This window comes from Micromonospora sp. NPDC005806 (genome assembly GCF_042871425.1).
Taxonomy (GTDB): domain Bacteria; phylum Actinomycetota; class Actinomycetes; order Mycobacteriales; family Micromonosporaceae; genus Micromonospora.
Genome location: NZ_JBIAIL010000018.1, coordinates 62,840 through 76,787, shown reverse-complemented (window position 1 = coordinate 76,787; position 13,948 = coordinate 62,840). Strand labels below are relative to the sequence as shown.

The 13,948-nt window shown below is 74.7% G+C and carries 12 protein-coding genes; 6 read left to right on the top strand and 6 right to left on the bottom strand.

Annotated elements, in window-relative coordinates:
• Nucleotides 1-49: 49 nt before the first annotated feature.
• The 4 genes from ACFYOS_RS19805 to ACFYOS_RS19790 all read left to right on the top strand — a co-directional run bounded on the left by ACFYOS_RS19805 (nucleotide 50) and on the right by ACFYOS_RS19790 (nucleotide 4,709).
• On the top strand, nucleotides 50-2,026 hold the full coding sequence (locus tag ACFYOS_RS19805; protein ID WP_387143346.1) for an acetyl/propionyl/methylcrotonyl-CoA carboxylase subunit alpha: 1,977 nt from the start codon (nucleotides 50-52) through the stop codon (nucleotides 2,024-2,026).
• Nucleotides 2,023-3,186, top strand: a complete 1,164-nt coding sequence (locus ACFYOS_RS19800; RefSeq protein ID WP_387143343.1) for an acyl-CoA dehydrogenase family protein — start codon at nucleotides 2,023-2,025, stop codon at nucleotides 3,184-3,186. Before ACFYOS_RS19805 ends, ACFYOS_RS19800 begins: the two co-directional genes overlap by 4 nt.
• 95 nt (nucleotides 3,187-3,281) lie before the next feature.
• A complete protein-coding gene (locus ACFYOS_RS19795) occupies nucleotides 3,282-4,271 on the top strand; it encodes a hypothetical protein (protein ID WP_387143339.1) in 990 nt (329 codons plus the stop codon).
• A gap of 123 nt (nucleotides 4,272-4,394) precedes the next feature.
• Nucleotides 4,395-4,709, top strand: a complete 315-nt coding sequence (locus ACFYOS_RS19790) for a hypothetical protein (RefSeq protein ID WP_387143336.1) — start codon at nucleotides 4,395-4,397, stop codon at nucleotides 4,707-4,709.
• Here the strand turns inward: ACFYOS_RS19790 and ACFYOS_RS19785 are convergent.
• The 6 genes from ACFYOS_RS19785 to ACFYOS_RS19760 form a co-directional block, all read right to left on the bottom strand.
• Nucleotides 4,696-6,225, bottom strand: a complete 1,530-nt coding sequence (locus tag ACFYOS_RS19785) for a serine/threonine-protein kinase (RefSeq protein ID WP_387143333.1) — start codon at nucleotides 6,223-6,225, stop codon at nucleotides 4,696-4,698. The genes ACFYOS_RS19790 and ACFYOS_RS19785 overlap by 14 nt on opposite strands.
• Nucleotides 6,226-6,255: 30 nt before the next feature.
• The gene (locus ACFYOS_RS19780) at nucleotides 6,256-6,726 is read right to left on the bottom strand and encodes a hypothetical protein (RefSeq protein WP_387143330.1); all 471 of its coding nucleotides are present in this window, start codon (nucleotides 6,724-6,726) and stop codon (nucleotides 6,256-6,258) included.
• A gap of 232 nt (nucleotides 6,727-6,958) precedes the next feature.
• Complete coding sequence (locus ACFYOS_RS19775; protein ID WP_387143327.1) at nucleotides 6,959-10,540, bottom strand: adenylate/guanylate cyclase domain-containing protein; 3,582 nt, start codon at nucleotides 10,538-10,540, stop codon at nucleotides 6,959-6,961.
• Complete coding sequence (locus ACFYOS_RS19770; protein WP_387143324.1) at nucleotides 10,537-11,337, bottom strand: MBL fold metallo-hydrolase; 801 nt, start codon at nucleotides 11,335-11,337, stop codon at nucleotides 10,537-10,539. The genes ACFYOS_RS19775 and ACFYOS_RS19770 overlap by 4 nt, the downstream gene beginning before the upstream one ends.
• 119 nt (nucleotides 11,338-11,456) lie before the next feature.
• Nucleotides 11,457-11,918, bottom strand: a complete 462-nt coding sequence (locus ACFYOS_RS19765; protein WP_387143321.1) for a RidA family protein — start codon at nucleotides 11,916-11,918, stop codon at nucleotides 11,457-11,459.
• A 5-nt stretch (nucleotides 11,919-11,923) separates the two neighbouring features.
• Nucleotides 11,924-12,079, bottom strand: a complete 156-nt coding sequence (locus ACFYOS_RS19760; protein ID WP_013736319.1) for a DUF4177 domain-containing protein — start codon at nucleotides 12,077-12,079, stop codon at nucleotides 11,924-11,926.
• 226 nt (nucleotides 12,080-12,305) lie between these two features.
• Here ACFYOS_RS19760 and ACFYOS_RS19755 point away from each other — a divergent pair, with 226 nt between their 5' ends.
• Both ACFYOS_RS19755 and ACFYOS_RS19750 read left to right on the top strand, forming a co-directional pair.
• Nucleotides 12,306-12,893: a hypothetical protein gene (locus ACFYOS_RS19755; RefSeq protein WP_387143318.1), complete on the top strand. Its 588-nt coding sequence runs from the start codon at nucleotides 12,306-12,308 to the stop codon at nucleotides 12,891-12,893.
• Nucleotides 12,894-12,919: 26 nt separating this feature from the next.
• Nucleotides 12,920-13,897 (top strand): ArsA-related P-loop ATPase, encoded by a 978-nt coding sequence (locus ACFYOS_RS19750; RefSeq protein WP_387143315.1) that lies wholly within the window; start codon nucleotides 12,920-12,922, stop codon nucleotides 13,895-13,897.
• Nucleotides 13,898-13,948: the final 51 nt, after the last annotated feature.

The following is a 13,948-nucleotide window of genomic DNA, read 5'->3' as shown; positions in this document are numbered from 1 at the left end:
ACGCAGCGAAGCGGAGTCCCGCAGTCGCGAACGAAAGGCAGGCTCGGTCATGATTCGAAAGCTCCTCGCGGCCAACCGGGGCGAGATCGCCCGCCGGGTCTTCGCCACCTGCCGGGCGCTCGGCGTGGAGACGGTCGCCGTGCACTCCGACGCGGACGCCGAGGCGCAGTTCGTCGCCGAGGCCGACCAGGCCATACGCCTGGCCGGCAGCACGCCCGCCGAGACGTACCTGCGGATCGACCTGATCCTGGCGGCGGCCCGCCGGTCCGGCGCGGACGCCGTCCACCCCGGCTACGGGTTCCTCGCCGAGAACGCCGAGTTCGCGGCGGCGGTGACCGACGCCGGGCTGACCTGGGTCGGGCCGCCGGCCAAGGCGATCGCCGCGATGGGCGACAAGATGGCGGCGAAGGCGCTGCTCGCCGACGCGGGCGTGCCGATGCTGCCCACCTGGATCGAGGAGGACCAGGTCACCGGCTTCCCGGTGCTGGTCAAGGCGGCCGCGGGTGGCGGCGGGCGCGGCATGCGGATCGTCCACGACGCCGCCGGGCTGGCCGAGGCCGTCGCGTCCGCGCGCCGCGAGGCGGCCGCGGCGTTCGGCGACGGCACGGTCTTCATCGAGCGGTACGTCGAGCGGGGCCGGCACGTCGAGGTGCAGATCTTCGGCGACACCCACAGCACGGTGGTGGCGCTCGGGGTACGCGACTGCTCGATCCAGCGCCGGCACCAGAAGATCGTCGAGGAGGCGCCGGGGGTCCTCCCGCCGGAGGTGCGGCAGCGGCTGCACGCGGCGGCGGTGGCCGCCGGCCGGGCGGTCGACTACGTCGGCGCCGGCACGGTGGAGTTCCTGCTCGCACCGGACGGCGAGGTCCACTTCCTGGAGATGAACACCCGCCTCCAGGTGGAGCACCCGGTCACCGAGGCGGTCACCGGGCTCGACCTGGTCCGGCTGCAGTTGCTGGTCGCCGAGGGCGAGCCGCTGCCGCTGGCGGCGACGCCGCCGGCCGAGGGCCACGCGATCGAGGTACGCCTCTGTGCCGAGGATTCGGCCCAGGGCTTCCGCCCGGCAACCGGCACCCTGCACCGGTTCACGGTCCCGGGGGTGGTGGGCACGTTCGCCCCGACGAGGGGCCTACGCCTGGACTCCGGCGTGGCCGACGGTTCGACGGTCAGCGTCCACTACGACTCGATGCTCGCCAAGGTGGTCGCCTGGGCGCCCACCCGCGCCGAGGCGGCCCGGGCCCTGGCCGGCGCGCTGGCTCGGGCCGAACTGCACGGCGTGTCCACCAACCGCGACCTGCTGGTCCGGGTGCTGCGCAGCCGGGAGTTCGGCGCCGTGGAGATCGACACCGGCTTCCTGGAGCGGCACCAGGAGTTCTTCGCCCCGCTGCTGCCGCCGGGCGGGATGCCGCTGGCCGCCCTCGCCGCCGCGCTGGCCTCCGCCGCCGCCCGTCGCGCCGAGGCGCGGGTGCTGGCCGGGCTGCCGTCGGGCTGGCGGAACGTGCCCGCCTTCCCGCAGGCCGTCCGCTACGCCGGGCCGGACGGCGAGATCGAGGTCCGCTACCGGCTGGACCGGACCGGGGCGCTCGCCTCGTGGTCGACGACGCCGGCCGCCGGTGACGCGTCGACGGTGGGCCTGGTCGAGGCCGGCCCGGACCGGGTGGTGCTCGAGGTGGCCGGGGTGCGGCGGGTGTTCCGCGTACACCGGGTGGGGCCCGCGGTCTTCGTGGACGGCCCGGACGGGGCGGCGAGCCTCACCGAGCTGCCCCGGTTCCCGCTCCCGGAGGCGGAGCTGGCCGCCGGGTCGCTGCTCGCACCGCTGCCCGGCGCGGTGACCCGGGTGCACGTCGAGGTCGGCCAGCGGGTCGCCGCCGGTGACCTGCTGCTGACCCTGGAAGCGATGAAGCTCGAACACCCGGTGCTCGCCCCGGCCGACGGCGTGGTGGCCGAGCTGCCGGTGCCGGCCGGCGGCCAGGTCGAGACCGGAGCCGTGCTGGCCGTGGTCGATCCCGAGGAGGACCCGCGATGAACTTCGACCTCACCCCCGAGCAGGACCAGCTCCGCGACGCCGTCCGGACGCTGGGCCGGAAGTACGGCCATTCCTACTTCGTGGAGAAGGCCAAGGCCGGCGAGCACACCACCGAGCTGTGGCACGAGGCCGGCCGGCTCGGCTACCTCGGCGTCAACATCCCCACCGAGTACGGCGGCGGGGGCGGTGGCATCACCGAGCTGGCCATCGTCTGCGAGGAGCTGGCGGCGGCCGGCTGCCCGCTGCTGCTGCTGGTGGTCTCCCCCGCCATCGCCGCCACCGTGATCAACAAGCACGGCACGGACGAGCAGCGCAAGCGCCACCTGCCCGGGCTCGCCGACGGCTCCCGGAAGATCGTCTTCGCGATCACCGAGCCGGAGGCCGGCTCGAACTTCCACCGGCTCGGCACCGTGGCTCGCCGGGACGACGACGACTGGCTGCTCTCCGGCCGCAAGTGCTACATCTCGGGGGTCGACGAGGCGCAGCACGTGCTGGTGGTGGCCAGGACCGAGGACTCCGCGACCGGCAAGCTCAGGCCGGCCCTGTTCATCGTGCCCACCGACGCGCCCGGGCTGGAATGCTCCAAACTGGACATGGAGATCCTCTCCCCGGAGAACCAGTTCCTGCTCTACCTGGACGACGTCCGGCTCCCCGCCGACGCGCTGGTCGGCGAGTCCCTGGACGCCGGGCTGCCGGCGCTCTTCTCCGGACTGAACCCGGAGCGGATCACGGTCGCCGCGATGGGTGCGGGCACCGGTCGGTACGCGATCGAGCGGGCGAGCGGGTACACCGCCACCCGCAAGGTGTGGGGCGGCCGGAGCATCGGCTCCCACCAGGGCGTCGCCCACCCGCTCGCGCACGCCGCCGTGCAGGTGGAGTTGGCCCGGTTGATGATCTACAGGGCGGCCAGCCTCTATGACGCGGGCCGCGACCTGGAGGCCGGCGTCTCCGGCAACATGGCCAAGTACGCGGCCGGCGAGGCCGCCGCGCTCGCCGTGGACACCGCCGTGCAGGTGCTCGGCGGGGCCGGCATGACCACCGAGTACGGCGTGGCCACGCTGCTCGGCGCGGTCCGGGCCGGCCGGATCGCCCCGGTCAGCCGCGAGATGATCCTCAACTTCGTCGCCCAGCACGTGCTCGGCCAGGACAAGTCGTACTGATCCGGTCGAGGCCCGGTGGGCCGGAAGGGGTGGCTGAATCGACACCCTCGTCGCACTGGCAGGATCGAGCGCGACGGACCACATAGGAGGGTGCGATGGATAGAAGAGCCATTCTCAGGGGCATCGCCGGCGCGGCGGTGGCCGCCCCGGCCGCCGGGCTGCTCGGTGCCGGCCCGGCCGAGGCGGCGACGTACTACGTGATGGCGACGGAGCAGGCCAGCGGGCGGATCCTCCGCTTCAACCCCGCCGCTTGGACCGGCGGGACGACCCTGTGGCAGGCCCCCGGCCGCACCGGCACCTGGACGAACCTGTCCGACGTCAAGCGCCGGGGCACCGCCAAGTGGGGCACCGTCATGCTGGTCACCTCCTCGGGGGCCGGAGACTTCCTGGGCCGGGCGGCGATGATCGACGAGAGCGCGATCAGCTCGTCGCGGACCGGTGGGATCGTCTGGCAGACCACCGTCGACGGCAACCCGCACTCGATCGAGCGGATCGAGGGCAAGGGGGCGATCGTGGTGGCCACCTCGAAGGGACCCACCGGCTCGTCCACCGGCGGCGGGCTGCACCTCTTCGTTCCCAGCAGCAACGGGGGCAAGCCGGGCACCCGGGCGGTGCAGTTCATCAACTTCCCCGGCGCCCACGGGGTGATCTACAACCAGAACGGCTTCATCATCGCGGTGGGCAGCGGCGAGGTCCGGCTGTACGGGATCACCGGCGACGGCTCGGCCACCCGGCTGAAGTACCGGACGAAGCTCACCTTCAGCGACGGCGCGGGTCGGGCGAAGACCGGGCACGACATCCTCCCCGACCACCGGGGCAGCGGATACTTCTTCACCTCGTCCTACAACGTGCGCTCGCTCAGCCTGGTGTACGCCGGCAACAGCTGGCAGTTCACCTCGAGCGTGGTGAGCACGGCCGACCACGTGAAGGCGTACACCCGGCTGCCCAACGGGGTGCGGACCTGGGTGGTCCCGGGTGCCGGCGAGGGCGAGTGGAGCAGCACCATCCACTTCAGCTCCGGCAACCACCGCAAGAGCGGCGCCCGCTTCTACCGGGTGCGGTACTACACCACCGCGTTCGGCTGACCGGCCTGGGATACGGCGGGTGTCCGATCACCCGCCGTATCCCGGGAGTCCCTCAGACCACTCTTCATGGCCGCCGCCCGGATCGGCGGTTGACAGGTGGACGGCCTGGGCGATGCTTGTCGGGTGAGCTCATTCCCGAAGCCCGATGCGCGGGTGACGGCCGCCGTCGCGTCGCTGGCGGCGGTGGCGGCGCTGGTGACGCTGCTGGTGTGGCGTCCCGCGGGCATCCTGTCGGTGGCCCTCGCGCTGCTCTGCGTCCTGCTCGGGGTGATCGCCGGGGTGACGGTGAGCGCCCTCCGGCAGAGCGGTGCCGACGCCGCCCCGGCGGAGGAGCTGCCGACGCCTGGCGCGGGCGGCGTGGACGCCGACACCCTGGAGGCGCTCGATCCCCGGCAGATCCGGGAGCAGCGGACGCCGAACGGCCTCAGCGACCGGTGAGGGTCGGCACGGCGAGGGCGTCGACACCCCGCCCGGCCAGACAGCGGTAGGTGCGATCCGCATCCGTGCCGGAGGGCGGCAGCACCTCCAGGTTCCAGCCGGCCGCCTGCGGGATGCCGCTGACGAGCCGGAACGTGCTGAGGTTGCAGACCTGCTGGACAGCCGCGTCCGCGACGACCGCCCCGTGCCCCGCCCCGACCAGCACCGCGGGCAGGTCGCCCTCGGCGTAGGTCTCCCAGGTGTGCCGGCCGTCGCACGGCACCCGGGCCGCCTCCGCCCGGTCCCGCCGCAGCCGCACCGGCCCGTAGCACTCCAGTTCCGGCGCGCAGCGGGCACCGGTCGGCAGGCGTACGTCGCCGATCGCGCAGCCCGGCAGCACCCTCGCCCCGGTCGGATCGACCACCCCGCTGGCCACCGGCGTCGGCGACCCCACGGGCGGCGTACCGCCGGCCAGCCACGCCCCCGCGCTGGCCGAGGCGGCCAGCGCGAGCACTCCCGCGCCGCCGAGGAACCAGCGACGCCGGCGCCGGCCGGCTGCCGGCACGGTCGGGTGGTCGTCCTCGGCGGGCGGCCGCGGGGTCGGCTGCCCCGTCCGGCCCAGGCGGTACGGCCCGCCGGTGGTGGTGCCGCCGGTGGCTCCGCCGCTGACCGGGGCGCCGGAGATCGGCGCGCCGCTGACCGGGGCGTTCGGGTCCAGCGGGAGCGCGGCGAGCATGGCGCCCAACTCCACGGCGGACGGTCGCTCCCCCGGGTCGTTGGACATGCCGAGCCGCAGCACGTCGACCAACTGGTCGGGCACGTCGGGCAGGCCGGGGATCGGCTGGTTGAACATCTCCAGCACGGTGACCAGGCTCGGGTTGCGCTCGGACTGCCAGCGCGGCGGCCGGCCGTGCATCACCGCGTAGAGGGTGGCGCAGAGCGCGTACACGTCGACGGCCGGCGAGGGCGGGCTGTGGCTGAACATCTCCGGCGGCGCGTACGCCGGGGTGAGCACCTCCAGGGTGACCGAGGCGTCGCGCACCTCGGCCAGCACCGCCAGCCCGAAGTCGGCCAGCACCGCCGGGTTGAAGTGCGAGTAGAGGATGTTGGCCGGTTTGACGTCCCGGTGCAGCACCCCGGCCGCGTGCGAGTGGGCGAGCGCGTCGGCGATCTTGACGCCCAGATCCCGGGCCTCCACCGGACCCAGCGGCGAGGTGCGCATCCGCTCCGCGTACGACCCGTCGCAGAGTTCCATGATCAGGTACGGGTGCTGGTCGATGGTGACCCCGACGTCGAAGAGGTCGACCACGTGCGGGTGGGAGGACATCCTCCCGGCGGCCCGCGCCTCGCGCAGGAACCGGGCCTGGTCGCGCTCGCTGTCCAGGGTGCGGTTCTCCACCTTGACCGCGACCTCGCGCCCCACCGAGATCTGGGTGGCCCGGTAGACGGTGGCGTAGCCACCCCGGGCGAAGACCTCCAGATCGGTCAGACCGGGCACAATGGGCCGCCGGAGGGCGCCAGGCGGGGTCTCGGTCACGACTCGAAAATACCCAACGATCCGCGTCGCTCAGCGCGCCGCATCGGTCGCCGGCACCGGCCCGGAGCCGGCGGCGTCGTCCGCGGCCGCCCCCGGGGCGACGGCCCGGCGGGCGTCCCACCACAGGCCGACGGCCGTGGCGACCGCACCGAGCCCCTCCCAGGCAGCCACGCCGAAGAACCGACCGGGGGCGACGTGGGTCAGCACCGTGATGCTGAAAACGGTGAACGTGACCAGCCGGAACCAGACGGTGAACCGGTAGAACGGTCGCCACTCGGTGGCGGCGGCGAGCAGGTAGTAGACCCCCATGTTGAAGGACGCCATGGAGGACGCGGTGAGGAACGTGCCGGTGTAGTCACCGGCGGCCCGCTCGGCCGGCACCTCGAAGCCGAGCATGCGAAGCTGAGCCTCCGGCCAGACCAGCCCGAGCGCACCCAACAGCACCGCCAGGGCCCCGAAGACCGCGATCGTCCAGCCGGCGCCCGAGCGCGGCAGCCTCATCCGTCCTCCCCCAAACCCGCCGACGTGACCGGTCCCAATCGACCCCACACGCTAACCGGCGGGCCCGACACGCACATCCCCGGAACCGCCATACCTATCGCCCCCCGCCCGCGCCCCGCGACACCCGGTGGGCGCAGATTCACCGAAAGCCTGGTTGTCCGGCGCGCGGAGGCCACGCTTTCCCTGAATCAGCGCGGGTCCCTGGGGGCGCGCGGCGCGGCGCGCACGCGAGTCAGCTCGCGGCGAGGCGGGCGCGGAGGGCGTCGGCGACAGCCCGCTCGCTGCGCTGCTCGGTGGCGTACGCCAGGCGGACCGCCTCCTCGGCGCTGGCCAGCGCCTCGGCCCGGCGGCCGCAGGCGTCCAGCGTCTCGGCCAGTACGCAGGCCGCGATGACCTGGCTGCGGACATCCTCGGCCGGCGCCGCCACCGCCCGCTGCGCCCAGTCCAGCGCCTGTTCGCGCTGGCCGTGGGCGAGCAGCGCGGAAGCGTACCGGGCCATGGTCTGGCGACGGGAGAAGAGCAGGGACGGGCTGCTGGCGGCGGCGGTGGCGACCGGGGCGAGCAGCCCCACCGCGGTCGGCGGGTCGCCGGCGGCGAGCCGGGCCATCGCGAGCAGCACCCGGGGCGCCACCTGGGCGGGCGCCTGCGGGTTGTGCGGCTCCACCGTGGTCAGCACCGACCGGGCGTCCCGCTCGGCGGTCTCCCAGTCACCCATGTCCAGCGCCACGAACCCGTGCATCGTGCCAGCCATCCCGGTGAGCAGCGGGTGCGACGTCCGCCCGGCGTACGCGAGGGCGTCGGTGAGCAGGTCGGCGGCGTGCTCGGGCTCGCCCAACCCGCGCGCCACCACCCCGCGGACGACCAGCGCGAAGCCCTGCCCCCAGTCGTCGCCGACCTCGGCGAACTCCCGGTACGCCCGACGTGCCCCACGGTCCGCCTCGGCCAGCTCGCCCAGCTCGGCGGTGGCGTACGCCTCGACCGCACGGAGCGTGCCGACCGCCCACGCCTCGCCGACCCGCTCGCCGAACGGCAGGAACACCTGCGCCATCCGACAGGCCTCCCGGAGCCGGCCGGCGAGCAGCCGGGCGAAGGCGGTGGTGCCGCGCAGCCAGGCCCGCCCGTACGGGTCCTTCAGCTCGGCGAAGAGCCGGGCGGCCCGACCGAGCACCGCGTTGGTGCCGGCGAAGTCGCCCCGGGTGGTGGTCACCCAGGCCAGGTTCTGCAACGACCAGGCCTGCCCGCGCGGGTCCTTCGCGGCGAGGCTGACCTGATAGGAGGCGGCGAGGCGGCTGCTCGCCTGGCCCAGCCGGCCGGCGATGAAGTCTGCCATGCCGAGCCGGCGCATGGCCGAGGCGCGCACGGTCGGCAGCTCGGCCGCGGTGGCCACCTGCAACGCCTCCTGCCAGCAGCGCTCCGCCCTGGCGGCGTCGCCGAGGGTCTGGTGGGCCTGCCCGGCGAGCAGCAGGGCGCTGGCCCGGATGGCCGCCGCGTCCCCGGCGTTGGCGGCGATCTTCTCGGCGAAGGCGAGCGCGTCGTGGGGGCGGCCGACCTGGAGCAGCGCCCGAGCGTGCACCACCCGGTCGGCCAGCGGCACGCCGTCGCGGGCCAGCTCGGCGGCGCGTTCGGCGTACTCGACGGCCAGGGCCGGCTCCCCCGAGCGTAGTGCGCGGCGAGCGGCCCGGCCGAGCGCGGCCACGCCCAGCGGGGCGACCGCGCGAGCCGGCGCGTCGGGGCGCAGCTTGACCGCGTCCGCGAGCGCCGCGGCCCGCTCGACGTGCTGGGCGACGAAGTCGTCCCGGGCGGTCCCGGTGAACCCGCCGGGCGGGGCGGCGGGGGCGTCGGCGCTCTCCGGGGCGGCCCAACGGGCCAGCGCGGCGTGCCGCTCGGCCAGCTCGGCCTTGCTCACCCCGGAATACGCGGCCTCGCGCATCAGCGGGGTGGCGAACGCGTACCCGGCGCGGGTCCGGTGCAGCATCCGGCGTTGCAGGAGCTCCTCCACGGCCCGGTCCAGCTCGACCGCGACCACCGCCGCCGGCCGGCCGTCCCGCCCGGCGCGCTGCTCGCGGAGTGCCTCCAGGGTGCCCGAGGGCACGGTGTCGCCGACCACGGCGGCGTCCCGCAGCACCGAGCGGGCGTCCACCGGCAGCGCGTCGATACGCGCCGCGAGTACGGCTGCCAGGTCCCGGGAGAGCAGCCGGCTGCCCATCGAGCCGGGCGCCAGCCGCCAGCCACCGGGCATGTCCCGGTCCGCGCCCGCGGTGAGCGCACCCCGCTCCATCAGCAGGGTCACCAGCTCGGCCAGGTAGAACGGGTTGCCCTGCGCGGTGGCGAGCAGCCGGTCCGCGTCGGCCGGCGGCAGCTTGCCGCCGCTCAGATAGCTGGTGAGCAGCCGGGCCGCGTCGGCACCGCGCAGCGGGGGCAGCGCGTGCACCTCGGCGTCCGCGAGCCGGGTCAGCGCCCCGGCGGTACGCACCAGCTCGGGCCGGCCGAGCAGCAGCACCAGCACCGGGCCGCTGAGCCGGTTGAGGGTCAGCGCGAGCGCCTTGATGGTCTCGGCGGTGGCGTCGTGCAGGTCGTCCACGACGATCATCAGCGGCGCCTCGACGGCGAGCGCGCTGAGCAGCCCGGCGACCGCGTTCGGCACCGCCTCGGCGTCCGGCGGCGGGGAGGCGACATTCCACTCGCCGTTCTCGCTGGCGGCGGGGAGCTCGGCGTACCCGAGCAGGGCCAGGAGCTGGTCGACGGCGAGTGGGGGCAGGTCACCGGGGAGCCGGCCGAGCCGCTGGCCGAGCCGGCGCAGCCGCTCCTCGACCGCCGGCCGGGTGAGCGCGGTGGCCGCGTCGTTGGGCAGACCGACGGCGGCCCGGACCAGGTCGGCGAGGGGCGCGAGCCGGCGCCGCTCGCCGAACGCGGCGCAGCGGACGGAGAGCACCCGGGCGCCGGTGTGCGCGGCGTAGCGGCCGGCGCCGACGTCGTAGCCGGCGGCGAGGCGTTCCACCTCGGCGGCGAACCGGGACTTGCCGATCCCCGCCTCGGCGGTCATCAGCAGCACCCGGGGCTCGCCCCGGTCGATCACCTCGGCGAGCCGCCCGGCGACCCGGCCGACCTCGGTCTCCCGGCCCACGAAGGGCGCCTCGTCGCCGAGGCCGGACCGGGTGCCCGGCGCGTCCAGGAGGCCCAGCAGCTCATACGCCTCGACCGGCTCCCGCTTGCCCTTGAGCCGCAGCGGGCGCAGCGCCCGCCAGGAGGCGACGTGCCGAGTGGCGGCGGCGGTCCGCGCCCCGGCGTAGACCGCGCCCACGGCGGCGGCGTCGGCGAGCCGGGCAGCAGTGTTCACCGTGTCGCCGATGACCGTGTACTCGATGGCGGCCTGGATGCCGGCGATGACGTCACCGGTGTTCAGGCCGACCCGCAGGCCGAGCGGCGCGCCGCCGCCCCGCTCGTCGTCGAGCACCCGGCGGACCGCCCGCTGCATGGAGAGCGCGGCCCGGACGGCCCGCTCGGCGTCGTCCTCGTGCGCGACGGGTGCGCCGAAGACGGCCATGATGCCGTCGCCGGTGAGCTTGTCGACGTGCCCGCCGAAGGTCTTGACCGCGCCGGCGAGGGCGGCGAGCACCCGGTCGGTGACCGCGCCGACCCGTTCCGGGTCGAGGTCCTCGGACCAGGAGGTGAAGTCGGACAAGTCGCCGAAGAGCACGGTGACCACCCGCCGTTCGGCGGCGGGCAGCGTCGCGGCGGCCGGCAGCGCCGCCCCGCAGTTGTGGCAGAACCGCGCGCCGGGTACCGCGACGGTTCCGCACACCGGGCAGGTCACGGCTGCTCCACCCCGAGGTATTCGAGCTGGGCGCGGACCGACCACTCGGCGGCCCACCAGAGCGACCGGTCGACGTCGGCGTAGACCTTGGCGACCACCTCGGGCGCGGTGGTCGCGCCCTCGGCGACCGCGGCGCGGACCTGGTCGAGCCGGGCCCGCCGGTGGGCCAGGTAGAACTCGGCCGCCGCGGCGCAGTCGGCCAGCGCCGGGCCGTGCCCGGGCAGCGCCGGGACCCCGCGGTACGTGGAGAGCAGCTCCAGGCTCGACAGGTAGTCCCCGAGGTGCCCGTCCGGGTGGGCGACCACGGTGGTGCCCCGGCCCAGGATGGTGTCGCCGGTGAGGACCACCCGCTCGTCGCCGTGCTCGACCAGGAAGCAGACCGAATCGGCGGTGTGCCCGGGAGTGTTCAGCAGGTCGATCTCCAGGCCGAAGCCGCCGAACGATTCGCCCGGCTCGGTCAGCGGCTCGCCGCCGATGGTGTGCGCCGGGTCGACGGCGAGGACGTGCGCGCCGCCGAGCAGCTCACTCAGCCGCGGCGCGCCCTCGGTGTGGTCCGGGTGCCCGTGGGTGATCAGCACGAACCCGACCGGCCCGTGCGCCGCGATCGCGGCCAGGTGCGCCTCGTCGGCCGGGCCCGGGTCGACGACGACCGCGTACTCCGCGCCGGGGGCGCGCAGCACCCAGGTGTTGGTGCCGTCGAGCGTCATCGGCCCCGGGTTCGGCGCGCGCAGCAGCGTCACCCAACCCGGCAGCTCGTCCGCGAGCGCACCTGCCGCCCCGGTCACATGCCCGCCCATGGCAGCGATCGTACGACCCCGCTCGCCAGTACCCGCGATCTTGCAGTCTCGGCTGGTGTTATGTCCCCTTGCGGGGCCATCTGCCGGCGCCACAACCGCAAGATCGCGGGTACGGAGCGTCAGGCGACCTCGACGATTACCTCGACCTCGACCGGGGAGTCGAGCGGAAGCTCGGCGACGCCGACCGCGCTGCGGGCGTGCCGGCCGGCCTCGCCGAAGACGGCGCCGAAGAGGTCGGAGGCACCGTTGATCACACCCGGCTGGCCGGTGAAGCCCGGCGCGCTGGCCACGAAGCCGCTCAGCTTCACGATCTTGACGACATTCTCCAGGCCGACCAGCGAGTCGATGGCGGCGAGCGCGTTCAGGGCGCACCGCTGGGCCAGGTCCTTCGCCTGCTCGACCGAGACGCCGGCGCCCACCTTGCCGGTGGCGAGCAGCTTGCCCTCGGCCATCGGCAGCTGACCGGAGACGTAGACGTGCTGCCCCGACTGCACGGCCGGCACGTAGCTGGCCACCGGCGGCACCACCTCGGGCAGGGTCAGGCCCAGCTCGGCGAGCTTCGCGTGCGGTCCGTTCGCCATGGCCGTCACGCCTTCGGACGCTTGAGGTAGGCGACGAGCTGCTCCGGGTTCGGGCCGGGAACCACGGAGACCAACTCCCAGCCGTCCTCGCCCCAGTTGTCGAGGATCTGCTTGGTCGCGTGGACCAGCAGCGGGACCGTGGCGTATTCCCACTTCTGCATCAGCTAAAGGCTCCCTTGCCTGGCATGGACTTCGGTCAGGCTCAGCCTACGGTCCGGCGAACCTACCGGGACGCGGGACGCTGCTCGGGCGGGACACGCGGGGCTGGCAAGTCGCCCATCGACCGCTACCCTTCCGGTCTGGACGGGCGACCCACGCCCGTGCGCCACGCTCGATCACGCGTTCGTCGCCTGCGGCGGCGACGGCGCCGCACCCTCGGGGGAAGACATGACCCAACCGCCCATCGGCGGCGCCACCGGTTCGCCCGGTGGCCCGTCGCCTGAGCAGCCGCCCGTCGGCGCCATGCCGACCCCCGGGGCCTACCCGCCACCGGCCCCTGGCTACCTGCCGTACCCGGATCCGGCGGCCCCGAAGAAGCGGCGCGGGCTGCTGATCGCCTCGATCGTGCTGGCCGCGGCGGTCCTGCTCTGCGGCGGTGGCGCCACGGCCGCGTTCCTCACCCTGCGCAACGCGGAGGAGGGCCAGGGCGCCAAGGAGCCGGCGGTCGCGGTGGACAACTTCCTCACCGCGGTCTACAAGGACCGGGACGCCCGGAAGGCGGCCACCTTCGTCTGCTCCGCCTCGCGGGACGACAAGAAGATCGCCGCCAAGGTCGACGAGGTGCGGAAGTACGCCACGAAGTACCAGAGCCCACGGTTCCGGTGGACCACCCCGAAGGTGGACAACCAGACCGGCGACCGGGCAACCGTCACCACCAAGGTCACCATGACCACCTCCGACGAGAAGGTGGCCGACCAGGACCTGCGCTTCACCGTGGTGCGGAAGACAGGTTGGTGGGTCTGCGAGGTCGCCTGAGCCGGGCGGCTGGATAGGCTCGACGGGTGGCAGCAGCTGAGCATCCGGCGGAATCGGCCGGCACCGGGTGGCCGGCCCGCCTCCACGTGGTGACCGGCAAGGGCGGCACGGGCAAGACCAGCGTGGCCGCGGCGCTGGCCCTCGGGCTGGCCGCCGGCGGCCGGCGCACCCTGCTGGTCGAGGTGGAGGGACGGCAGGGCATCGCCCAGCTCTTCGGCACCGACCCGCTGCCCTACGAGGAGCGGCACCTGACCGACGCGCCGGGCGGCGGCGAGGTGCGGGCGCTGGCGGTGGACGCCGAGGAGGCGCTCCTGGAATACCTCGACATGTTCTACAAGCTCGGCGCGGCCGGTCGGGCACTGCGCAAGTTCGGCGCGATCGACTTCGCCACCACCATCGCGCCGGGCCTGCGGGACGTGCTGCTCACCGGCAAGGTCAAGGAGGCCACCACCCGCACCAGCGGCCAACGCCGGACGTATGACGCGGTGGTGCTGGACGCCCCGCCGACCGGCCGGATCGGCCGTTTCCTCAACGTGACCGCGGAGACCGCCCGGCTGGCCAAGGTCGGCCCGATCAAGACCCAGAGCGAAGGGGTCTCGGTGCTGCTCCGCTCGCCGATCACGGCCGTGCACGTGGTGACGCTGCTGGAGGAGATGCCGGTCCAGGAGACGGTCGACGCGATCGACGAGCTGACCCAGCTGGGGTTCCCGATCGGTCGGGTGATCGTCAACGGGACCCGGCCGCCGGTGCCGGCGGGTCGCGGGGTGACCGCGGCCGAGGTGAAGCGGGGGCTGGCCGCCGCCGGCCTGCCGACCGACGGCCGGACCGTCGCCGGGCTCGTCCAGGAGGCCCGGGACCAGCAGATACGCCGGGAGTTGGAGGACTCGCTCCGGGCCGAGCTGGTGGAGCTGGGGCTGCCCCTCACCGAGCTGCCGCTGCTCCCGGACGGGATGGACCGGGCCGGGCTGGAGACGCTGGCGGCGGCGCTCGTCCGGGCCGACTGACTCACACCTGCGGCCGGCACGGAGCAGAGACACCCTCTCGACCGATACGCT

Coding starts and splice junctions, on each gene's coding strand:
- ACFYOS_RS19765 (WP_387143321.1), bottom strand. CDS start 11,918: ATGGCGAACGGACCGCACGCGAAGCTCGCCGAGCTGGGCCTGACCCTG.
- ACFYOS_RS19770 (WP_387143324.1), bottom strand. CDS start 11,337: ATGGGCGGGCATGTGACCGGGGCGGCAGGTGCGCTCGCGGACGAGCTG.
- ACFYOS_RS19780 (WP_387143330.1), bottom strand. CDS start 6,726: ATGAGGCTGCCGCGCTCGGGCGCCGGCTGGACGATCGCGGTCTTCGGG.
- ACFYOS_RS19760 (WP_013736319.1), bottom strand. CDS start 12,079: ATGCAGAAGTGGGAATACGCCACGGTCCCGCTGCTGGTCCACGCGACC.
- ACFYOS_RS19800 (WP_387143343.1), top strand. CDS start 2,023: ATGAACTTCGACCTCACCCCCGAGCAGGACCAGCTCCGCGACGCCGTC.
- ACFYOS_RS19795 (WP_387143339.1), top strand. CDS start 3,282: ATGGATAGAAGAGCCATTCTCAGGGGCATCGCCGGCGCGGCGGTGGCC.
- ACFYOS_RS19755 (WP_387143318.1), top strand. CDS start 12,306: ATGACCCAACCGCCCATCGGCGGCGCCACCGGTTCGCCCGGTGGCCCG.
- ACFYOS_RS19805 (WP_387143346.1), top strand. CDS start 50: ATGATTCGAAAGCTCCTCGCGGCCAACCGGGGCGAGATCGCCCGCCGG.